General features: G+C 60.4%; 19 protein-coding genes. 16 read left to right on the plus strand and 3 right to left on the minus strand.

Going from position 1 to position 22,181, the window contains the following annotated elements; translation table 11 throughout:
* The first annotated feature begins 181 nt into the window (after window positions 1–181).
* Window positions 182–607, plus strand: coding sequence for a YciI family protein (locus PMI23_RS14865; RefSeq protein ID WP_007914374.1), 426 nt, complete (start codon window positions 182–184; stop codon window positions 605–607).
* A gap of 111 nt (window positions 608–718) precedes the next feature.
* Here PMI23_RS14865 and PMI23_RS14870 read toward each other — a convergent pair whose 3' ends face one another.
* Window positions 719–928 carry a cold-shock protein gene (locus tag PMI23_RS14870; RefSeq protein ID WP_443200711.1) on the minus strand — a complete coding sequence of 70 codons (210 nt, stop codon included), beginning with the start codon at window positions 926–928 and terminating at the stop codon, window positions 719–721.
* Between the two features lie 338 nt (window positions 929–1,266).
* Window positions 1,267–1,635 carry a DUF6124 family protein gene (locus tag PMI23_RS14875; RefSeq protein ID WP_007914378.1) on the minus strand — a complete coding sequence of 123 codons (369 nt, stop codon included), beginning with the start codon at window positions 1,633–1,635 and terminating at the stop codon, window positions 1,267–1,269.
* A gap of 650 nt (window positions 1,636–2,285) precedes the next feature.
* Here PMI23_RS14875 and PMI23_RS14880 point away from each other — a divergent pair.
* From PMI23_RS14880 to PMI23_RS14945, 14 genes are all read left to right on the plus strand, one after another.
* Window positions 2,286–3,074 (plus strand): hypothetical protein, encoded by a 789-nt coding sequence (locus PMI23_RS14880; protein ID WP_007914379.1) that lies wholly within the window; start codon window positions 2,286–2,288, stop codon window positions 3,072–3,074.
* 10 nt (window positions 3,075–3,084) lie between these two features.
* Window positions 3,085–3,285 (plus strand): hypothetical protein, encoded by a 201-nt coding sequence (locus PMI23_RS14885; RefSeq protein ID WP_007914381.1) that lies wholly within the window; start codon window positions 3,085–3,087, stop codon window positions 3,283–3,285.
* 12 nt (window positions 3,286–3,297) lie between these two features.
* Complete coding sequence (locus PMI23_RS14890; protein WP_007914383.1) at window positions 3,298–4,248, plus strand: SphA family protein; 951 nt, start codon at window positions 3,298–3,300, stop codon at window positions 4,246–4,248.
* A gap of 23 nt (window positions 4,249–4,271) precedes the next feature.
* Window positions 4,272–5,252: an AAA family ATPase gene (locus PMI23_RS14895; protein WP_007914385.1), complete on the plus strand. Its 981-nt coding sequence runs from the start codon at window positions 4,272–4,274 to the stop codon at window positions 5,250–5,252.
* On the plus strand, window positions 5,249–6,184 hold the full coding sequence (locus PMI23_RS14900; protein ID WP_007914387.1) for a DUF58 domain-containing protein: 936 nt from the start codon (window positions 5,249–5,251) through the stop codon (window positions 6,182–6,184). The genes PMI23_RS14895 and PMI23_RS14900 overlap by 4 nt, the downstream gene beginning before the upstream one ends.
* Window positions 6,181–6,780, plus strand: coding sequence for a DUF4381 domain-containing protein (locus PMI23_RS14905; RefSeq protein ID WP_007914388.1), 600 nt, complete (start codon window positions 6,181–6,183; stop codon window positions 6,778–6,780). Before PMI23_RS14900 ends, PMI23_RS14905 begins: the two co-directional genes overlap by 4 nt.
* Entirely contained in the window at window positions 6,767–7,759 is a 993-nt protein-coding gene (locus PMI23_RS14910) for a vWA domain-containing protein (protein ID WP_007914391.1), read from the plus strand. The genes PMI23_RS14905 and PMI23_RS14910 overlap by 14 nt, the downstream gene beginning before the upstream one ends.
* A gap of 1 nt (window position 7,760) precedes the next feature.
* The gene (locus PMI23_RS14915) at window positions 7,761–9,341 is read left to right on the plus strand and encodes a VWA domain-containing protein (protein ID WP_007914393.1); all 1,581 of its coding nucleotides are present in this window, start codon (window positions 7,761–7,763) and stop codon (window positions 9,339–9,341) included.
* A complete protein-coding gene (locus PMI23_RS14920) occupies window positions 9,338–10,780 on the plus strand; it encodes a BatD family protein (RefSeq protein ID WP_007914395.1) in 1,443 nt (480 codons plus the stop codon). The genes PMI23_RS14915 and PMI23_RS14920 overlap by 4 nt, the downstream gene beginning before the upstream one ends.
* Window positions 10,777–11,799 (plus strand): HAD family hydrolase, encoded by a 1,023-nt coding sequence (locus PMI23_RS14925; protein ID WP_007914398.1) that lies wholly within the window; start codon window positions 10,777–10,779, stop codon window positions 11,797–11,799. The genes PMI23_RS14920 and PMI23_RS14925 overlap by 4 nt, the downstream gene beginning before the upstream one ends.
* A gap of 70 nt (window positions 11,800–11,869) precedes the next feature.
* On the plus strand, window positions 11,870–13,450 hold the full coding sequence (locus PMI23_RS14930) for an arylsulfatase (protein WP_007914401.1): 1,581 nt from the start codon (window positions 11,870–11,872) through the stop codon (window positions 13,448–13,450).
* A 183-nt stretch (window positions 13,451–13,633) separates the two neighbouring features.
* Entirely contained in the window at window positions 13,634–16,138 is a 2,505-nt protein-coding gene (locus PMI23_RS14935) for a fused MFS/spermidine synthase (RefSeq protein ID WP_007914403.1), read from the plus strand.
* 100 nt (window positions 16,139–16,238) lie between these two features.
* Window positions 16,239–17,858: a J domain-containing protein gene (locus tag PMI23_RS14940; RefSeq protein WP_007914405.1), complete on the plus strand. Its 1,620-nt coding sequence runs from the start codon at window positions 16,239–16,241 to the stop codon at window positions 17,856–17,858.
* Entirely contained in the window at window positions 17,855–18,853 is a 999-nt protein-coding gene (locus PMI23_RS14945) for a DUF3829 domain-containing protein (RefSeq protein ID WP_007914407.1), read from the plus strand. The genes PMI23_RS14940 and PMI23_RS14945 overlap by 4 nt, the downstream gene beginning before the upstream one ends.
* Window positions 18,854–18,902: 49 nt before the next feature.
* Here PMI23_RS14945 and PMI23_RS14950 read toward each other — a convergent pair whose 3' ends face one another.
* On the minus strand, window positions 18,903–19,577 hold the full coding sequence (locus PMI23_RS14950) for a DUF3313 domain-containing protein (protein WP_007914409.1): 675 nt from the start codon (window positions 19,575–19,577) through the stop codon (window positions 18,903–18,905).
* Between the two features lie 212 nt (window positions 19,578–19,789).
* Here PMI23_RS14950 and PMI23_RS14955 point away from each other — a divergent pair, with 212 nt between their 5' ends.
* A complete protein-coding gene (locus PMI23_RS14955) occupies window positions 19,790–22,150 on the plus strand; it encodes a tetratricopeptide repeat protein (protein ID WP_007914411.1) in 2,361 nt (786 codons plus the stop codon).
* The last annotated feature ends 31 nt before the right edge of the window (window positions 22,151–22,181 follow it).

The raw sequence follows: 22,181 nt of genomic DNA on the forward strand, positions 1-22,181 counted from the left end.
GCGATAGCGGTCTGTCAGTCAACATCTGCGTATATGACCCACCGCCATCGCGAGCAGGCTCACTCCTACAATGAGATCTGCGGTGTGAAAAATTCTCCGCACTTTTACCAGAGACCCTGTCGATTCAAGTGTGGCTCGTTCGACTAAACAACGAATCCCCACAATCCACGGAGTAAACGCCATGCGATTCATGATCCTTGTAAAAGCCAACGCCGACTCGGAAGCCGGCATCATGCCCAGCGAAGAACTGATCACCGCCATGGGCAACTTCAACGAAGAACTGGTCAAGGCCGGTATTCTGATTGATTGCGATGGCCTGCATCCGAGCAGCAAAGGCGCTCGCGTGCATTTCTCCGGTGACAAACGCACGGTCATCGACGGGCCGTTCATCGAGACCAAAGAATTGGTGGCGGGTTACTGGATCTGGGAAGTGAAATCGAAAGAAGAAGCCATCGAATGGGTCAAGCGCTGCCCTAATCCAATGCCGGGCGAGTCCGATATTGAAATCCGTCAGATATTTTCTGCCGAAGACTTCGGCGCCGAATTCACCCCCGAAGCGCGAGAACAGGAAGAGCGCATCCGCGAACAGGCCAAGAAAAACGGCTGAACCTACTCGCAGCTGTAGGAGCTGCCGAAGGCTGCGATCTTTTGATCTTGTTTCTCCAGATCAACATTAAAAGATCCCAACCTTCGGCAGCGCCTGCAAAAGCAGTGCTGTTCAGATCGGTTGGATATTTGCAGCTTGCGGACCTTTGGGCCCCTGCATAACCTCGAACGAAACCCTCTGACCTTCTTTTAGCGTTTTAACTCCACTGGAACTAATCGCAGAAAAGTGCGCAAACAGATCCTCGCCCCCTCCATCTGATGTAATAAAGCCGAACCCCTTTTCATCGCTGAACCACCTCACTGTTCCCGTCTCCATATTCATCTTCCTTTCATTTACTTCGCGCATGCCAGACTTCTGCGCGTCACTCAACCATCAAACGCCCTTCCTCTAGTCCCGACAACTGTCAAACCTGACAGGGTGTAAATACATCCAGTCGCCTACAGGAGATGTCGAGCGAAACGAGGCTGTTACACAATCGATCAGTCGGGCATAGAGCGGATGATCTCGGCCAGATCATCCTTGGTTATTTCATTTGATCGTTCCCACGCTCTGCGTGGGAACGCCTCAAGGGACGCTCCGCGTTCCAGCTTGCGAATTTGACGCAGAGCGTCAAGGGCTGCATTCCCACGCAGAGCGTGGGAACGATCATTCAACAGAGATCAGTCATTGAGTTCGACGTGATCGAGGGCTTGGTTGACGGCCAGTTCACCCAGCATGACGACTTGTGCGATGCCCAATGCGGTCTTGCGCTGCGAGGTTTCCAGCGAGGCGGCGAAGTTGATCAGCATTTCGCTGGCCGAGCCGAGGGTTTCGCTGGCGTTGGCAAGCAGGGATTCGGTGTTGTACCTGGGGTTGGCGAGGTACATGGGTTCCGGCTCGTTGGCGCTGGACATGATGTGGGCGGAGGGGTTGAGGTAGAAATCGAGGGCGCGGTCGGCGGCTTCGTGGAGCTTTTTACTGTCGACCGAGGCGTAGGGGGATGTAGTGTCGGCTTCTGCTTCTGGGGGGTTGGGTGTTGGTTTTTTCATGGTGTAACTCCGCTGAAAGTTGGAGCTGTCCCATTCGGTTTCCGGACGAAGAGGTGGCAGCTGTACGCAGGTTGGAAACCCGGGCAGCGGCGACCCGGTCGACCCGAAGGTCTCCCGCGCACAGCCGCCATAACGGAGTGCACACATTTGAAGTGCGCAAGGATACGTTATGAAAGGCGTGTACGCGCCACTAATACCCGTCGGGGTTTCCAGTCCCGGTCGCTGATTTGGCAGCGACGAACACAGGCTAGAGACCCGACGTCCGACGGACAACCTGAAAACCTTGTGGGAACGTTCCGCAAAATCAAAACAACCTTTAAACATCCCGAATTGAAATACGTATGGGTAGGCGTTGCCGAGAGCTCAAACCGCGACCGGACGATTCTCTGATTTTGATCCACAAAACCAAGATCAAAAGATCGCAGCCTCGTTTCACTCGACAGCTCCTACACCGTAAGCAATGGAATAGTTGGTACACAATCACCTGTGAACCCGTACACAAAACCAAAGAATTAATCCATTCGGCTGGCTAACTCCCGATTAGCTGCTAGCGTCATTCAGACGTGTCCTACAGGCTTGATAAGAAAGGGATTACGCCGTAACGGCCGAGAAGTGCCGAGTATCCAGAAGCCACCAGGGAATCGGGGATGATGTTCAATCGAGTGGGGAAGACTCTTTTTCTGGCCAGTGCGCTGGCGGCTGCGTGTGGCGTGCAGGCGGATAACGCCGAGGACTCGAACAAAAGCAACAACCCGTTGAACGTGGCGCCCGGCGCCAATCTGCAGGACTACTACACTCCGAAACTCTACGACAGCAATGCGCACAGCAATGACGTGTTGCTGCGCGGCACCCTGCCGATTGCGCCCAACGATTTCATCGGCGTGCCGCAACTGGTCCGCGCCACGCTACCGATCAGCACCCGCCCCGATCCGCACAACGGTTACAGCACCGGCATCGGCGATCTGAACCTGTTCGATATCTTCATTCTGAAAACCGAAGGCGTGCAATTGGGCATTGGCCCGTTGATCACTGCGCCGACCGCCGAACAGGACGAACTCGGTACCGGCAAATGGCAAGGTGGCCTCGCCGCCGTGGCCATCGACGCCTCGCCGCGCGGACTGCTCGGCGCGCTGGTGCAGTACCAGAGTTCGTTTGCCGGTGACAACGATCGCCCGCACGTCGAGAGCGCAACCATGCAGCCGTTCATCATCCATAACCTGGAAAAAGGCTGGTACCTGCGCTCGACCGGCACCTGGACTTTCGACCTGAAAAACGACACCCACTACATCCCGCTCGGTCTGGGTGTTGGCAAAGCCTGGAAGTCCGGCAGCAACATCCTCAACGCTTTCGTCGAGCCGCAGTGGACGGTCGACCGCAAGGGCGACGGGCTGCCGCAGTTCGTTATGTACACGGGTATCAATGTGACATTCGGCAAATAAGGAAAACGCCATGCACGCTATTTTCAAAGCCATTGGATACGGCCTGATGATCATGTTTGTCAGCTGTGGTGTCGGCGCCCAGCAGCCCAACCGCCCCACGACGCCAAACGGGTCGGCACAGGAGATTGTTCGCCTTGATATGCCGAAACCAGAAGTCGCCAGCGGTGAATGGAAAATGCCGTTGCTCAACCCGATCAATTCAAAACAATAAGCGGAGTTATTGATGATCAAGCCCAACGTTGTGCGCCCGCTGTTGGCGCTGTGCATGATCGGCAGTCCTCTGCTTTACGCAGCAGAGGGCGGTGTCGGCCGCCCGATCACCGGCCAGCAGGTGTTTTCCAACGCCGGGATCGTCCCACCCGAGCCGGGTTGGGTCATGTCGCTCACCAGCATCTGGTACGACGGCTCGCTCAAGGGCAGTGACGGTGCACCGATTTCCGGCGCAGTCAGCGGCGGGATCGACATGAAAGTCTCCTACACCATGGGCAACTTCACCCACGTCTGGGACACCGGCAAAGGCCCATGGAATTACGCCTCGGCAATCGGTGTGCCGGTGCAATACACCGACATCAAAGCCAGCATCACCGGCCCGCGTGGGCGCACCCTGGGGGACAGCGATTCCGGCACGCAATTCGCCGACGCCTTGATCACGCCGATTGCCGCCGGCTATCACTTCGATGAGCTCAACCACATCTCGTTTTCGCTGCCGATCTACGTGCCAACCGGCGCCTACAACAAGGATCGTCTGGCCAACCCGGGACAGAACAACTACACCTTCATGCCAACGGTGGCGTTCACGCATCTGGATGGCAAGGGCGGCGAACTCACGCTGTCCAGCGGTCTTGAGTTCTATACCGAGAACGACGCCACCGACTATCGCAACGGCAACATCTTCACCCTCGACGCACTGTGGACCCATGGTTTTGGCGATGGCTGGAGCGCGGGTGTTGCGGCCGGCTACATCCAGCAACTCACCGATGACAAAGGCCAGACCGCCGACACCTTCAATGGTTATCGCGGACGCTCTGTAGGCGCCGGCCCGGTCGTGGGCTGGACCGGTAAATTCGCCGACGCCCAAGCCAATATCAGTGCGCGCTGGGTACCGGAGTTCGACACCAAGAACCGCCCTGAAGGCAACGGCTTCAGCGTCAACCTGACCCTGGCCTTTTTCTAGACCGGACACAAAGGACTGCCCCCATGACTGCGCTTACCGACCTCAACGCCCTGCAAGCCAGCATCGCCGAAGCCGTACTCGGCCAGGATCAGGTGATCCGCCAGATCCTCCTCGGCCTGTTGGCCAACGGTCACTTGCTGCTGGAAAGTCTGCCGGGGCTGGCCAAGACCCGCACGGTCAAGGCGCTGGCCAAACACCTCGACGCGAAGATGAGCCGCATCCAGTTCACCCCGGATCTACTGCCCTCGGACATCACCGGGGCCGAGGTGCTGCATCAGGTCGAAGGCAAAAACGAAATCCGCTTTCAGCCGGGGCCGCTGTTCGGCAACCTGATCCTCGCCGACGAGATCAACCGCGCCCCCGCCAAAGTGCAAGCGGCGTTGCTTGAGGCTATGGAAGAGCGCCAGATTACGGTGGCCGGCAACAGCCATGCCCTGCCCGACCTGTTTATTGTGGTGGCGACGCAAAACCCGATCGAACAGGAAGGCACCTATCCGCTGCCGGAAGCGCAGATGGACCGGTTTCTGATGAAAGTCCTGCTCGACTACCCGAGCGCGGAAAACGAAAGTCAGGTGCTGCGCCTGCTGCGCAACGAAGAGTTCGCCCAAGGCGCGAGCACCACGTCAGCCAAAGGTTTCAGCCTGCCGCAGGAGGTGATCTTCGCTGCGCGCAAGGAAGTCAGCGCGGTACATGTCTCTCCGGCCATCGACAGCTACCTGATCGACCTGATCAACGCCACCCGTCACCCCGCCGATTACGACGAAGACCTCGCGCGCTGGATTGCCATCGGTGCCAGTCCTCGCGGCGGCATTGGCCTGGACCGTTGCGCACGTGCCGATGCGTGGTTGCAGGGTCAGGACTTTGTCTCGCCGGACAACGTGCGCGCGGTGGTGCATCCGGTGCTGCGCCATCGTCTGCAATTGAGCTACGACGCGGTGGCCGACGGCGTGAGTGCCGATCAGGTGCTCGACCGGATTCTCGACAAAGTGGCGATTCCGGCATGAACGACGAAGGTCTGGTCTACGTCTCTCTCGCGCAATTGATGGCGCTGGAGTTCAAGGCCCGTGACCTGAGTTTTCTTGCACGACAGCCGCGGGGCAGCATCCTCGCCGGCAACCATGCTTCGCGCCTGCGCGGGCGTGGCTTGAATTTCGATGAGCTGCGTCGCTATCAGCCGGGCGACGACTTGCGTCACCTCGACTGGCGCGCCTCGCTGCGCACCGGCAAACCGGTGGTGCGTACCTTCACCGAAGAGCGCGACCGCCCGGCGTTGATCGTCGTCGATCAGCGCATGTCGATGTTCTTCGGCTCGCAACGCAGCTTCAAATCCGCCCTCGGCGCCGAACTCGCGGCACTGGCGGCGTGGATGGTGTTCAACGCCGGCGACCGGGTTGGCGGACTGGTGTTCAACGATCAGCGTATCGACAGCATCGCACCGTTGCGCAGCCGTAAACGTGTGGAAGCCTTGCTCAGTCGCATCGCCGAACAGAATCAGGCACTGAGCGCGGCTAATCCCGACGCCGAAGACGAAGACCAACTGGACAAGGTCTTGCAACGCTGCCTCGCCTTGGCCGGACACGACCATTTGATCTGCATCGTCAGCGACTTCGCCGGGGCCGGTGAACGAACCTTGCAACTGATGCGGCAATTGTCGGCGCACAACGATGTGATTGCGCTGCAGGTCTACGACCCGCTGGCGATGAAGCTGCCGAGCAATGGTCGCCTGCTGGTTACCCAAGGCGAATTGCAAGTGGAACTGGCGGTGGAAAAACGCAACGTGCACCAACCGCTGGGGGATTTTCTCAGCGGCCGGCTGAAAGACGTCGCCACTTTGCTGCGCCGCAGTCAGGTGCCGCTGATGATGTTCAGTACCGCCGAAGAAGCCCATGCGCAACTGCGCGCCGAGCTGGGTAAAAGTGCCGGAGCACGGCGATGAACCCGAATGTCCCAAGCATTGAACAGCTCAAAGAGCTGGGCCTGCCCGAGCCGGTCAGTTATGCGCCGCAGACGTGGGGATGGTGGGTGTTGCTCGCCCTGCTCATATTGGCCGCGTTGTTGATCGGCATTCGGCGTTATTGGCAATGGCGCAGGGACGCTTATCGGCGCGAAGGCCTGGCACGTCTGACGCAGTTGCGCAGCCGTAGTGATGACTTGAATGCCTTGCGCGAACTGCCGGAACTGCTCAAGCGCGTCGCCCTCTCGATGCCCACACAATCCCCAAAGTGGAACCCGATCCCTGTAGGAGTGAGCCTGCTCGCGATAGCGTCATCACGTTCAACACATGCATCGACTGACCGGACGCCATCGCGAGCAGGCTCACTCCTACAGGGTCCTGCGGCGTTGGGGAGGGAGGATTGGCAAGGCTACTTGCAGCGCCACTGCAAAAAGCCGCTACCGGCCGATTTCAGCGAACAACTCGCGCAACTCGCCTACGCCCCCGACGACACCTTGCGCGCCCTCCCCGCGCCGCAACGCCTGGCGCTGTTCGACACCTGCCAATACTGGATGGAGCATCACCATGTGGCAGCTTGATTACCCCTGGCTGTTGCTTCTGCTGCCATTACCTTGGCTGGCTTACCGCTATCTGCCCGCCTACAACGAGGCCCGCAGTGCCGTGCGTGTGCCGTTTTTCGCAGCCATGAGCCGCGCGGTCGGTGAGGCCCCGGGCATCGTCGGCAACCGCCGCAATCACTGGCAACTGCTGCTGAATGTTCTGGTCTGGGCTTTGATTTTGTTGGCCGCCGCACGCCCGGTTTTCGTGGAAAAACCCATCGAACGGCAACAACCGGTACGCGACCTGATGCTCGCCATCGACCTCTCGCAGTCAATGGAAACCGAAGATTTCACCAACGCCAACGGTGAAAAGATCAATCGCCTCGCCGCCGTCAAAGAGGTGGTGCAAGGCTTTATCGACAAGCGCAAGGACGACCGCCTCGGTCTGATCGTGTTTGGCACCGGCGCCTACCCGCAGGCGCCGCTGACCCTCGATCACGCCAGCCTCTCGCTGCTGCTGGCCGACACCGGTATCGGCATGGCCGGCCCCAACACCGCGATCGGTGACGCGATCGGTTTGAGCCTGAAGCTGCTGGACAAGGCCCACGAGCAGGAGAAAGTGCTGATCCTGCTTACCGACGGCAACGACACCAGCAGCGCGATCACCCCGGATCACGCCGCTGAAATGGCCGCCAACAAAGGCGTGATCATTCACACCATCGGCATCGGTGACCCGAGCGCGTCCGGTGAGGCCAAGGTCAACTTGTCGGCGCTGGAACAGATCGCCAAAACCACTGGCGGCCAGTTCTTCCGCGCCGAAGACCGCAACGCGCTGGATCAGGTCTACAGCACCCTCGATCGCCTCACGCCACACCAGGTGAAAACCCTTAGCCATCAACCACAACGCGAGTTGTTCTACTGGCCGCTGGGCGCGGCGGTTGCGCTGTTGGGGCTGTATCACCTCGGCGCGCTGCTGCGTGTGCGTCTGGCGTTTGCCCGTCAGCGGCAGGAGGCCTGAGATGGAAATCAACCTCAGTGACTTCCATTTCCTCCGCCCCCTATGGCTGCTGCTCGCACTGTTCGGTGCCGTGCTGCCGCTGCTCTGGCGGCGTGGTCGCGACCTGCAACGACGGCTGCGCGGCAATATCGCCGAGCACTTGTTGCCGCATCTGCTGGTGACTCCGCAGGACCATCAGCGCCTGCGCCCGGTGCACCTGCTGTGCGCACTGTTGATCCTCGGCGCCGTCGCCGCCGCCGGACCGACCTGGGAACAGGATCGACCGGACTTCCTTGAAAATCGTGCGCCGTTGATTGTCGCCGTGGACCTGTCGCCATCGATGGACGCCAGCGATGTGCAGCCGAGTCGACTGGAAGCGGCGAAACACAAACTGCACGACCTGATCCAGCGCCGCGCCGGCGCCCGTACCGCACTGATCGCTTACGCCGGCAGCGCCCATCTGGTGTTGCCGCCGACCGATGATCCGGCGCTGCTCGACACCTTCATTCAAGCCTTGGGCAGCGGATTGATCGACAAACCGGGCAAAGACGTCGGCGCGGTGATCGATCAGGCGAAACGCTTGCTCAATGCCGAAAAAACACCCGGGAGCCTGCTGCTGATCACTGACGGCGCTGACACCGCAGAACTCGACGGCCTCGACCAGCGTGTGGGCGACAGTCCATTGCAAGTGCTGGTATTGGCCGTTGGCAGTGAGGACGGCGGCATCATTCATGATGCCAACGGCCAGCCGCGCACCGATGCCAACGGGCGCCCGGCACTGGGCCGTTTCGATCCGGCAGCAATCAAGCAACTGGCCTCCGCCCTCGATGCGCCACTGGGCAGCCTGAGCGTCAATGACGATGATCTGGACTGGATCGAGTTGCACGCGCAGCAGCATTTTCAGAGTGCCAGCGCCGAGCAGCGCGAACTGCACTGGAAAGACGCCGGTTACTGGCTGTGCTGGCCGTTGTTGCTGTTGGCGCTGTGCAATGTGCGCAAGGGCTGGAGCGTCAACTGGATGCCCGCGCTGGCACTGGCGATTGGCTTGGGCTGGCCAGCAGCACCGGCGCAGGCCAACGCCCTGACCGATGCGTTTTTCACCCGCGACCAGCAAGGTCGCTGGGCGTTCGAACATGAGCATTTGCCGCAGGCTGCCGCGCTGTTTGTCGATCCGTACTGGAAAGGTGTCGCGGCGTATCACGCAGCCGACTACGACTTGGCGCTGGCGACCTTCGCGCGGCTCGACACGCCGCAGGCGTATTTCTATCTGGGCAATATTTACGTGCGCCGCTTCAAGTTCGATGAAGCCATCGCCGCGTATACCCAGGCCTTGAAGCTGCAACCGCAGTTCCCCGAAGCCACGGCCAATCTGGCGCTGGCGCAAGCGCTGCTCAAGGACACCGAAAGCGCCGAGAAAAACGCCCCGGAGACCAAGCCCGATGAGGTGAAATTCGATAAGGCGCCGGGTAAGGGTCAGAGCAAAAAGGTCGAGACCGAGCAGGCTGCGTCCGATGCCTTGTGGCTGCAGAACCTGACCACCTCGCCGGCGAAGTTTCTCCGGCAGAAGTTCAGCTTGCAGGATCAGCAGGGAGCCAGGCCATGAAGCGCCTAACCCCTACTACCGCCATCGCTGGCAAGCCAGCTCCCACAGGGAACTCCGGTGTTATCACCGATTTTGTGAACACCATAAAACCCTGTGGGAACTGGCTTGCCAGCGATGGGGCCAGATTGATCACTACAAGAATCAGCTTCTGGTTCCTGGCCAGTCTGCTCAGCCTCAATGCTTTCGCCGCCGAACCCCAACTCAAAGTCCAGGCCCACCTGCAACCCGCCGAAGGCGCCATGGTTGGCGGTCTGGTCGAGCTGCAAATCGACGTCCTCACCGACACCTGGTTCACCAGCGCCGCCACCCTGCCCGACCTGAAGCTCGACGGCGCCCTGGTCATGCCGCCGGACGGTCAGGCGCAGCATCTCAATCAAACCATCGACGGTCAGGCCTTCAGCGGTTTGCGCTACAGCTACCTGATTACCCCGAACGTCGCGCGCAGCTTCGACATTCCGGCGCTGACCGTGCGCGCCACACCCGGTCAGGCCACGACAGAAATCAGTGCGCAGAGCCAACCGGTGCAGTTCAGCGCGGCCCAGCCGCCCGGCTTCAAACCCGGGGAAACACCGCTGGTGGTCAACGGTTTGCGTTTCACTCAGAGCATCACCCACTCGGCGACGCCGTTGAAAGTCGGCGACAGCATCACCCGCCAACTGACCCTGCAAGCGGACGGCGCACTGGCCATGGCCCTGCCGATTCCAATGCTCGGTGATGTTCCCGGTCTGAGCCGCTATGCGAAAACCCCGCAAGTCACCGCTCTGGACGACGGTCGCGGTGACATCCTCGGCGGTCAGCGCATCGACAGCGTCAGCTACCGCATCGACAAGGCCGGCTCGCACACGTTGCCGGCCATCGAGGTGAAATGGTGGGACGCCGGCACTAGCCAATCGCGCACCGCGCAAGTGCCGGCGGTGACGTTCGAAGCAGCAGCCGGCACGCCTTACAAAGCGGTCTTTTCGATCAGCGCAGACCTCAAGCAACTCGGCCAGAATCGCCTGCACTTCTCTACACGCTGGCTGTGGTGGCTGACCCTGATCGTGGCGGTCGTCGGTGCCGCTTATCTGTTGCGTCCAGCGTTTAACCGCGCCCGGCAACAGTGGCAAGTACGCCGCCAGGCGCAACTACGGGCATGGCAGCAATCCCCTGACTTCGCCTGGCAGCAAGTCAACGCACAACTGCAAGCGCGACCTGCGCAATTGAGCGCGCTGTACCTGTGGCTGCGCCGCAGTCGGCTGGGGCTGAAACTGGTCGACGCGGGCCCGCGCCTGCAAGGGCTGTTACGCGGGCTTTATGGTCGTCAGCCAAGCACCGAGCAAACACTCGTTCAACTGCGCGAATCATTGACTACGCTTCACAGTCAGGCCGAACAGCAGCACGCGAAACCGGCCTCGGCCCTGCGCCCGCTCAACCCCGTTCACGAGAAGGATTTCCCATGACGACTGCGCTACGGCAACGCCAACGTTTCGGACTCGCCCTGTTGTTTGGCCTCGCCCTGCCATTGCTGGCTCAGGCCAGCGAGCCGCTGCCGTCGTGGAATGACGGCCCGGCGAAGAAGAACATTATCGAATTCGTGCAGGCGGTGACCGACCAGACCAGCAAGGACTTCGTCAAACCGGGCGACCGCATCGCCGTGTTCGACAACGACGGTACGTTATGGAGCGAACAACCGGCCTATTTCGAATTGCTGTTTGCCTTCGATGAGGTCAAGCGCAACGCCGCGCAGCATCCGGAGTGGAAGACTACCCAGCCGTTCAAAGCCGTGCTGGAAAACGATCACAAGGCGCTGGCCGCTTCCGGCATGGAGGGCCTGCTGAAAATCGTCGGGGCGACCCACACCGGCATGACCACCGAAGCCTTCGATGACTACGCCAAAACCTGGCTCAGTCAGGCGCGGCATCCAAGGACCGGCAAACCGTACACCGAGATGATCTTCCAGCCGATGCTGGAAATGCTCGACTACCTGCGCAAACAGGACTTCAAGACCTACATCGTTTCCGGCGGCGACACCGGGTTCATGCGCGCCTTCGCCGAGAAGGTCTACGGCATCCCGCCGGAACAGGTGATCGGCACCACCTTCATCACGTCATTTCAGTACAAGGACGGCAAGGCCTCGATCGTGCGCACAGCGAAACTGGCGCACAACGACGACGGCCCCGGCAAACCGGAAAGCATTGATGCGGTGATCGGCAAACGGCCGATCCTCGCCTTCGGCAACTCCGACGGCGACCTGCAGATGCTGCAGTGGACGGCCGCCGGTTCCGGTAAACGCTTCATGGGCCTGGTGCACCACACCGACGCCAAGCGCGAATGGGCCTATGACCGTCAATCCGATATCGGCCGGCTCGACAAAGCCCTCGATGAAGCGAATTCCCGTGGCTGGACCGTGGTTGACATGGCGTCGGAGTGGCGCCGGATCTACCCGTTCGAGCCTGCGGTCACCGGGCAGGTGCAATAAGAAAGCGTGATGCAGGACTGCAATAAACGTTAGTCGCAATAAACGACCCCCGCGAAAAGGAGCTAGTCATATGACTCGCATACGCAAGTGGCTACCGAAACTCGCCCTGGTGGCGACTTCGGTCATGGCGCTGTCGGCAACTGCCACAGCGGCTGAGAAACCCAACATTCTCGTAATCTTCGGCGATGACATCGGCCAGACCAATATCAGCGCCTATTCGATGGGGGTGGTGGGCTACAAGACCCCGAACATCGACCGCATCGCCAAAGAAGGCATGATGTTCACCGACTACTATGCGGAGAACAGCTGCACCGCCGGTCGATCCTCGTTCATCACAGGGCAGACACCGCTGCGTACTGGCTTGTCGAAAGTCGGCCTTCCCGGTGCCACGGTCGGCCTGCAAAAGCGCGACATTACCATCGCCCAGGCGCTGAAATCGCAGGGTTACGCCACCGGCCAGTTCGGCAAGAACCACCTCGGTGACCGCGACGAATACTTGCCGACCAACCACGGTTTCGACGAGTTTTTCGGCAACCTGTATCACCTCAACGCAGAGGAAGAGCCAGAGCGTCCCAACTGGCCCAAGGACAATCAGGAGTTCACCAAGGCCTTCACTCCGCGCGGTGTGATTCACAGCTTCGCTGATGGCAAGATCGAAGACACCGGCGCCTTGACGACCAAGCGCATGGAAACCATCGACGACGAAACCACGGCGGCTGCACAAGCGTTCATTGAGAAACAGGCCAAGGCGGACAAACCGTTCTTCGTCTGGATGAACACCACGCGCATGCACTTGTTCACCCACGTGCGTGAATCGATGCGCGGCCAAAGCGGCATGGCCGGCAATGAGTATGCGGACGGCATGATTGAACATGACGGTGACGTCGGCAAACTGTTGAAAACCCTCGATGACCTGAAAATCACCGACAACACCATCGTCGTCTATACCACCGACAACGGCCCGAACCAGTTCTCCTGGCCGGACGCGGCGACGACGCCGTTCCGTAACGAGAAGAACTCCAACTGGGAAGGCGCTTATCGGGTTCCGGCAATCGTCCGCTGGCCGGGCAAGATCAAGGCAGGCGAGGTCTCCAACGAGATGTTCTCCGGCCTGGACTGGTTCCCGACCCTGCTGGCCGCTGCTGGCGACACGGGCGTCAAAGACAAGCTGCTCAAGGGCTGGTCACCGGTTTCCGGCGGCACCAGCTTCAAGGTGCATCTGGACGGTTATAACCAGTTGCCCTACCTCACCGGCCAACAACCCAAGGGCGAGCGTAAAGAGTTCTACTACTTCAACGATGACGGCGTGCTGGTTTCCATGCGCTACGACAACCTGAAGGCAGTGTTCTGCGAACAGCGAGCGCCGGGTGGGTTCAAAGTCTGGAGCGAACCTTTCGTGTGCCTGCGTGTACCGAAGATCTTCAACCTGCGCATGGACCCGTACGAACGTGCGGACATCGTTTCCGATCAATACTATGACTGGGCGACGAAAAACGTCTTCCTGACCGAAGTGGCCGTGATGAAGGCAGCCGAGTTCCTGCAGACCTTCATCGAATATCCACCAAGTCAGCGCCCTGCAAGCTTCAGCATTGACCAGATCCGGCAGGCAGTTGATGCCAAGATCGCCGAGAAGCAGAAAGCTGCACAGTAACACCGCTCGACTGCCGCTCGCCGTCACCGGCGGGCGGCCCTTTTTTTGACTTGGGACCGTGTCGGCTTCTTCGCGAGCAGGCTCGCTCCCACAGGGGATTTGTGGTGGCCACAGGTCCAGTGTGGGAGCCTGCTCGCGAAGGGGCCAGCACCGTCACAATCACTTCTGAATTAAGGCCTCCGCATGTCCTCACGTATCGCCAGCAAGCCGTCGGCCATACCCGCCTCGCATACCGCCGCTCCCGCGCTGCTGTTCCCCGCCCTGCTGCTGTGCATCTCCGGCGCGGCGGCGCTGGTCTATCAGGTGCTGTGGATCAAGCAACTGTCGCTGGTGGTCGGCGTCGAGGTGTATGCGATCACCACCGGTATCAGTGCGTTTTTCGCAGGCTTGGCTATCGGTGGCTGGCTGTTCGGGCGCTGGGCCGATCGCTTGCAGCAGCCGGTGTTGCTGTATGCCGGGCTGGAAGTGCTGGTGGCGATTCTCGGCGTCGGCGCGACCGTGGCCATGAGCCTGGCGGCCAGTCCGTTTGCCTGGCTGCAAGAGCATGTCGGCCTGATCGCGTGGATATTGCCGTTCGCATTGGTCGGCCTGCCGGCGGTGTTGATGGGCGGCACCCTGCCGGTGCTGGTGCGTTCGCTCGCCGCCGATCCGGGCAAGGCCGGCGGTCAGTTGTATGCGGCGAATACCTTGGGGGCGATTGTCGGCACCCTGCTCGCCGCGTTCGTGTTGATCGCCAGCCTCGGTGTGCGTGGTAGCGCGTTGTTCGCGGCGATGCTCAATCTGCTGGCAGCCATCGGTGCGTTATGGCTGGCCCAGCAGCATCCGGCGCCCCTGACCACCACCGTCAAACACCACGCGGAAAAAGCCCCGGATCGAACCGCGCTGTGGCTGTACTCCATCGCCGGTGGCGTGGCGCTCGGTTATGAAGTGGTCTGGTCGCAATCGATCGTGCAGTTCATGAGCACTCGCACCTACGCGTTTGCCGTGGTGCTGGCGACCTATTTGACCGGGTTGTTTATCGGCAGCGCCCTGCTCGCCCGGCGGGTCGAGCGCATTCGTGATCCGTGGGGCGTGTTCGGCTTGCTGATTGCCGGCGCCGGCCTGATCGCGTTGCTGGAAATCGCCGTGCTCGGGCGCTGGCTGGTGATCGCGCAAAGTCAGGCGGAAATGTGGCTGTTGAGTCTGGGCGCCAGTGAACTCGCCGGCATGAGTGCACGCTTCGCGGTGGCAGCGTTGAGCATTGTCTTTGTACCGACGCTGCTGCTTGGCGCGGCGTTTCCGCTGGCACTGCGTTTGAGTGTCGGCCATGAACGCGTAGGTCGGGATGTGGGTGCCGTGGTCGCTTTCAATACCCTCGGCGGAATCGTCGGGGTGATGCTCTGCGGCTTCCTGTTGATCCCGCTGCTGGGGCTGGTGCGGACCTTGGGCCTGCTGGCGATTATCGCCGCCGGCATCGGCTACTTTGCTGTGCGCAAAGGTCATCACGTGAAGAAAGGCCGGCGTCAGGCCGTGGTCGCCCTCGGTCTGGTCTCGGTTGCGTTTGCCGTGTTTACCCCGGTCGACAAACTCGCCAGCCTGTTACCCGGTGCGCGCAATGGCACTCTGTCGTTCTACGAAGAAGGCCGCGGTGGCACCGTGGCCGTGGTTGCTCAAGGTCGCGGCGATAACACCTTCCATCGCTTGTATATTCAAGGCGTGTCGAACACTGGTGACGCCATGCCTTCACTGCGCTACATGCGCGTGCAAGCCTTGCTGCCGCTGTTGATTCACAACGGTGAGCCACGCTCGACACTGGTGATCGGTTTCGGCACCGGCATCACCGCTGGCGCCCTGCTGCGCTACCCGGGGCTGGAACATCGGGTGGTCGCCGAGTTGCTGCCGTCAGTGGTCAAAGCCGCGCCGTTGTTCAAGGGCAACTTCAACGCCGCCAGCGATCCCGGCGTCGATGTGCGTCTGCGCGACGGGCGCCAGGAACTGCTACGCAGCGCACAAACCTACGACCTGATCACCCTCGAACCGCCACCGCCCTCTGCGGCCGGTGTGGTCAATCTGTATTCGCGGGATTTCTATCAGTTGGCGGCGAGTCGCCTGGAGGACAAAGGCATCGTCGCGCAGTGGCTGCCGTTGCCGACGCAGAACATCGACGACTCGCGTTCGCTGGTGCGCAGCTTCCTTGATGTGTTCCCGTATGCCTCGCTGTGGACCAGCGAATTCCACGAGATGCTGCTGGTCGGTTCGCTGCAGCCGATGGAACTGGACGCCGCAAAAATCACCGCGCGCTTCCAGCAGGACAGCGTGCGCAGCACCCTGCAGGACGTCGGTATCGGCTCGGCCGCTGCCCTGCTCGCGACCTGGGTCACCGATCGCGCCGGGCTTGAACGCTTTGCCGCCGATGCACCTGCGGTGACCGACGATCAACCGCGCATCGAGTACGCGCCGTGGGTGCGCAGCAAGGAAATCACACGCGTGTTGCCGGCACTGTTGGACCTGTATCAGGCGCCGCCACTGGTGAATGCCGATGCCGGATTCAATGAACGCATGGAAAGCCATCGCCAGCGCTTGATGCAGTTCTATCGCGCCAGCCTGCATGCCTATGACGGCGACCGCGATGCCTGGGCACGGGATATCGGCGAGGTGATGCGCGGCGATGGCGGCAACCCGTATTTCCGCTGGTTCGTCGGCAAATGAATGGTGGCTGAGGACTTTTCGACGCGAAACAGGTAGGGTGCGCACAATCAAAGTGCCACCACTGGACCGCGTCGAAGGTTTTCATGGAGTTGTACACGCAATGAGTTGCTGGACCGTGCTTGGCCTTACCGCCGACGCCGATACGCGCAGTATCAAACGCCAATACGCCGCCCTGCTCAAACAGACCCGCCCGGACGAAGACGCTGAGGGCTTCCAGCGCCTGCGTGACGCCTATGAGCAAGCCCTGAATTACAAGGAATGGGCGCAGGTCCACGAAGACAACGAAGCGCCGGACGACAGCTGGGATTTGACCGGCCTGACCGTGGTCGAAGTCGATGCCTTGCAACAGGCGACGCGCTCGCTGCACGGCACCAGCCTTGCGCAGTTGCAACAGCGCCATGCCCTCGCCGTTGAGCAGGGTTGTGCGCATATTCTCGAAGAAACCCTGCTGCAGCATTGCATCGAGCACCCTGAAGCATCGGCGCCGATGGTCGATTGGGCGGTGCAGACCTATCACTGGTTCAGTGCCTGGCAGCGGCTTGAGCTGGATGAAGAGTCGATCGAACTGTTGCTCGATCAGCAGCGTGATCGCATGACTCGACCATTGCGTGATGCCCTCGAACGCGAAGACGGCGAAGCCTTTTTGCGGGCCTACGCACAGTGCGCGCAATACCTTTGGCTCGACGCTGAAGTGCACCGGCAGTGGTTCAACCTGTACCTGAGTCGATTGCTGCTGGACAGCGAATACTGGTCCTCCGCTATTTTCGAACAGGTGTGCGTTGGCCAAGGCTGGCACTCCGGCCCGGCCAACCTTTGCCCGAAAGATGAATGGAAGCGGCTGACCGCTCGCTACGAGGCACCGCTGTTTATCGCGCAGCAACGTCAACTCGCCGAAGAGCCGCCCGCCACCGCCGAACACCGCGCCGCCCGCCTGTTGCTCGGCAGCGGCCCGTTCAGCCAGCGCCGCGCATTGGCCCGGCGCCTGCGTGAGAAAGATTGGGAGCATTGCCGACACTTGAGTTCGGCGCTGTACGCCAATCATCCGAAGGTCTGCGCAGCGTTGCCCGGTGGCACCGCGTTCTTCTGGCGCGACTGGGAACTGAAACGCGGTGAATGGCCGACCTACGTTGGCGTGGTGCTGGCCTGTCTGATCGGTGCGTTTAGCCATTTCATCCCGCTGGGGCTGCGCGTCACCGGTTTGTTCAATATTTTCATGGTGTCGATCGTGGTGTTTGGCGTAATTGCCGCCGGCCTCAATTGGCTGGCCCACGATCTGGCGCACCGTTATTGGCTGCTGGATGACTGGCTAAGCGAGCGGCTGTGTCCGGGGATCGTGGCGCCATTCGGGGTACTTCGCGACCTGATTCCCTGTGCGCTGATGGTCGCCGGACTCACTTGGCTATTCGGTCCTGTCGGCGGGGTGGTCTATGCAACGACGCTGGCGGTGGTCGGCCTGGTCCGGCGGCGTCAGATCGAACCGCACGTGTCCTGGGAACAACGCAATCCACTGCTGAAGATTTGCCTGGCGGTACTCGGCGTTGTCGCCCTGGTGATCTTACTCGGCGTGCTCAATGTGATCGCCAGCAAAGACACGGTGACCCGCAATCAGGGACTGCAACCCTGGGCCGAGCGTTTGTGCAGTCGTCTGCCCGCCACGGCGACTGGCTGCGGTGCACCCGCTACCCGTGAGCAATGGTATGGCGCGGAGGCAAAACCATGAGTTCGAGAATGATGTTTGTCAGTGGTCTACTGATCGCACTGCTGGTGATGGGGTTGTCGGGGGCAACCACGCCGTTCCTGCAACTCGACCTGTGGCTGGACAATCGCGACGCGCCCGTCACTGCTCAGGCCAACGCACTAAGCCCGATCATCACCTGCATCAACCGAGTCGACGTGCATTGGCAGGTGGCCTACGAGCAATACAAACACCCGAAACCGCCAAAGGATTATTCCGCCGCCAATTGGGTCCCCGAGCCACGGGACTTCGAAGACAGCGATGCGCGCATCGTGCAGGACATCCAGAAGGATGTCTGTCTTTCCAACATGAACCTGAAGCTCGATCTTCTGGGCTATCAGCCGGGACTCTCGCAACGCGCCCGTGACTATGCGAAAGCGCTGCAGGGCGTGGCAACAGTATCGATGCCCTCACGATTCGATAGAAGTGCCAGCTTCGTTTCCGTGTTCCCGAATCCGTCAGGGGGCTACCGGGAGCGGTACCTGAGCGCCATCGCTGACTACCTCCAAACGTCGGCGGCCTTGAGAAAAGACCTTCTTGCGCTGGATATGGCCCAGCGCAGCGAACAACTGAAACGGCTGGATGCGCGCATGGGCAAGGAGATCCACTGGTCGCTGCTGGCCTACATGATTCAGGCCCGAAATACGCTGGAGCAGTTGGAAGACGGGATGAAGCACCAAACGCTGACACCGCAAACCGTGGCGGACACCACCGCCAGCCTGCAACAGGCATGGTCTCGCCGCGAGCCTTTCATTCGCACCGGCGAGCGCGGATTCCGCACCAAGGATGATGACGCAAAGGAACTGTGGGAATACATCAGCGAGCCCGCGCAGCATTACCTCGACGCGCTGAACACCCTGCACAAGGACTGGCAGGAACACGCCGAACCGCAACGTTTGAGCGACGACTACTACGCCGTCACCCGTGGTTACGACGCCTTGCTCAGCCACTACAACCGCCGGGCACGCGCCAACTTCTGAGGAGTTGCACCGGCCGGACCGTCCTCGTGGACAATCCGGCCGGGCGCACTTATTTGGCAGCCTTGAGCTTCAGATACGACTGACGCATGTCCGAGGCCCAGCCATCGATCACCGGTTTGACGTCATTCGCCGTCATCGCCTGCGAGTCATTTTCCAACGGTTTGCCGGTGCCTTTGCGCACTACTTGCGAGATAACCTTGTTGTTCGCGCCATCAAGGAACACCGCTTCGGTGGCCAATGTCGTTTCCTGATCGCGAATACCGCTGGCCGTGCTGACCGCTGCTGCCACCAGGGCAATCGGAATCACTTCATAGGCGTGCAGGCCTTCGGTCTTGCTGCTCACGGCGGTGATCGCCGCACGCACCACGATCACGCCCGGGCCTGGGCCGGTGGCCAACGGCAGGTCTTTGCCGATTTCACGCTTGAGTGCCTGATCGTAGTAGGAAGTGATGCCATTGAGGGTTTGCTGGGAGATCTTCGCGGTCGGTTGCGGTTTCGGGTACAGCTGGGTCGGCTCGATATACACACTGGTGAATTTCTTGATGTCGACCTTCGGATCGATCCAGCGCATGACCTCGGCACCGGACGGCGATTTGGCCTCCTTGAGCTGGCTGTAGTCTTTGAGGAAGCCGGAGTACTCTTTCGGGTCGACGGTTTTGCTGGAACAACCCACCACTGCGAGAGTGGCAAAACACAGAGTGCCCATCATCACTGCTAGCTTCATGCTGTAACTCCTGTCAGAAGGCCGAAAACTTTGCCTGGGGGAGTTACAGGTATAGCTAAAACCTCAGTAATTGCGATTGCAAAGCACAAAATTCACACAAACCTGCGCGACGGATCACAAGGGTCATTTGACAGACGCCGATGATCCGGCAAAGCTGCATCGAGCTTGAACGCACGCCAGACGGCAAATGCACCTGGACTACGGAAGTCGCAATGCCCAAGCATAAAAATAAAACAGCACAACCTGACCCTGATTCGACGCAACCTTCCATTTCAAAATACCTGTTCCCGATCACCATCGCTGTACTGCTCGCCGCCGTCGCGGGCATCGGCTGGTTTCTGTTCAGCCCTGCTCCGGCGCCGTTGAAACCCGCGCCGATCAGCGCCCCCGTCGCCCCGGCTGCCAAGCCACAACCAGTTGTGGCGAGCAAACCGGCGACGATGGTCGATGAACAACAATGCCAGGGCTGCCACAGCGAACAGGTCAAGGACTGGCAAGGTTCACATCACCAATTGGCGATGCAGCCGGCGAACGCTGAGACGATGCTCGGCGACTTCAACAACGTCACCTTCAAAGGCGAAAACGAGACCACGCGTTTCTCGCGCAAGGGCGATGAATTCTGGGTCAATACGCCCGGCATCGACGGCAAGAACGCCGACTTCAAAGTCGCCTACACCTTCGGCATCGCGCCGCTGCAGCAATACCTGATCGAAGTCGGCGAAGGTCGTTTGCAGGCGCTCGGCGTGGCCTGGGATACCGAGAAACATCGCTGGTTTCATCTCTATGCCGGCCAAGGCGTCAACTTCAAGAATCCGCTGCATTGGAGCAAGCCGAGCCAGAACGCCAACTTCATGTGCGTCGAGTGCCACACCACCGGCTTCAAGCGCAATTTTGATGCGGCCAGCAACACCTTCAACAGTCAGTGGAACAGCCTCGGTGTCGGTTGCCAGGCTTGCCACGGCCCGGCCTCGAATCACCTGGAGTGGACGCAGAAAAAAACTGACCTGATTCATCAGGGGTTTGACGTCGACCTCAAGGACAAGAACGCCACCGTCGAGATCGAAACCTGCGCCCGCTGCCATGCACGTCGAGCGCCGTTGGGCGATGGCTACACCGTCGGCAAGCGGCTGATGGACGACTACCTGCCGAGCACCCTCACCCGCGAACTGTATGCGCTGGACGGCAAGATCAAGGATGAGGTGTTCGAACATGGCTCGTTCCTGCAAAGCAAAATGTTCGACAAGGGTGTGCGTTGCAGCAACTGCCACAACCCGCACAGCAACGAGCTGAAGGCACCGGGCAACGCGGTGTGCCTGCAATGCCATAACACCGCTGGCAAGACTTCAATCGAAGGTGTCGACGGCAAAGGCCTGCAAGCGAAGAACTACGATTCCATCGAGCATACGCGCCACACCATGGGCCAGCCCGGTTCGCAGTGCGTCGATTGTCACATGCCCGGCAAGTTCTACATGGGCAATGACTTCAGGCATGACCACAGCTTCAGCATTCCCAACCCGGAACGGGCGCAGAAGCTCGGCACACCGGACGCCTGCCTGACCTGCCATCAAGGCAAGACTGGCGACAAGGTCACCGCGCAGTTCAAGTTGTGGAGCGCCTCTACCGCGCCGCTGGCACCGCGTTATGACGAAAGCCTGTGGTTGATCCGCAACGGCCAGCCGGGCGCCGCGGATGCGCTATATGAGCAGTTGCAGCGCAGCAATTTGCCAGCGATTCAACGGGCGACGTTGCTCGCTGAATTGCCGCTGTACCCGAGCGAACAGGCACTGAAACTGGCCACCCAGGACTTGAAGAATCCGGCGCCGCAAGTACGTGAAAGCGCTGCGCGAGCGATCAGTGCATTCCTGCCGCCACCGGAGCGTGCGCCATTGTTGTCGCCGCTACTGGGTGATCCAGTGAAAGCCGTGCGCATTGTGGCTGCGCGGGATCTGTTGAGTGTTGCGCGCAACAATGGTCTTGGCGCTGCGCAAGCCAATTGGGAGGCTGCGATTGCCGAGTACGAAGCAGTGCAGAAAAGCCTGCTGGAACGTGCCGAGACCAATCTGAATCTGGCGATGCTGTATCAGGCCAATGGCCGTGGTTCGCAAGTCGAAGGTCTGCTGCGCTCGGCACTCAAGCGCGACCCGGATTTCTATCCGGCGTTGGTGACGCTGGTGCAATGGCTGGAGGCCAATGGTCGTGGCCAGGAGGCGCAGACGCTGTTGGATGACAGCCTCAAGCAGCATCCGGACGCCGCACTGTTGCAGCACACCCGTGGCTTGTCGCTGATCCGCGCCGGCAAGACCACCGAAGCCATGTCACCGCTGAAAAAAGCTGCGCAACTGGAGCCGCAGAACGCTCAGTACGGTTATGTGCTGGCGGTGGCGCTGCATGAAAGCGGCAAGGTCGATGAGGCGTGCGCGGTGCTGGAAGGTTTGCTCAAGGTACAACCGGCGAACCGCAACGCGCGGTTGTCGCTGATTCAGTGGTATCTCGACAGTGGGCAGGAGCCGAAGGCGCAGGTGCTGTTGCAGGGGTGGAAGAAGATGAACATGGGGGATCCGGCGCTTAAGTGACCGGCTGGATGCAGTGGTCTAATTTCCCCGG

The organism is Pseudomonas sp. GM24 (assembly GCF_000282235.1).
GTDB lineage: Bacteria > Pseudomonadota > Gammaproteobacteria > Pseudomonadales > Pseudomonadaceae > Aquipseudomonas.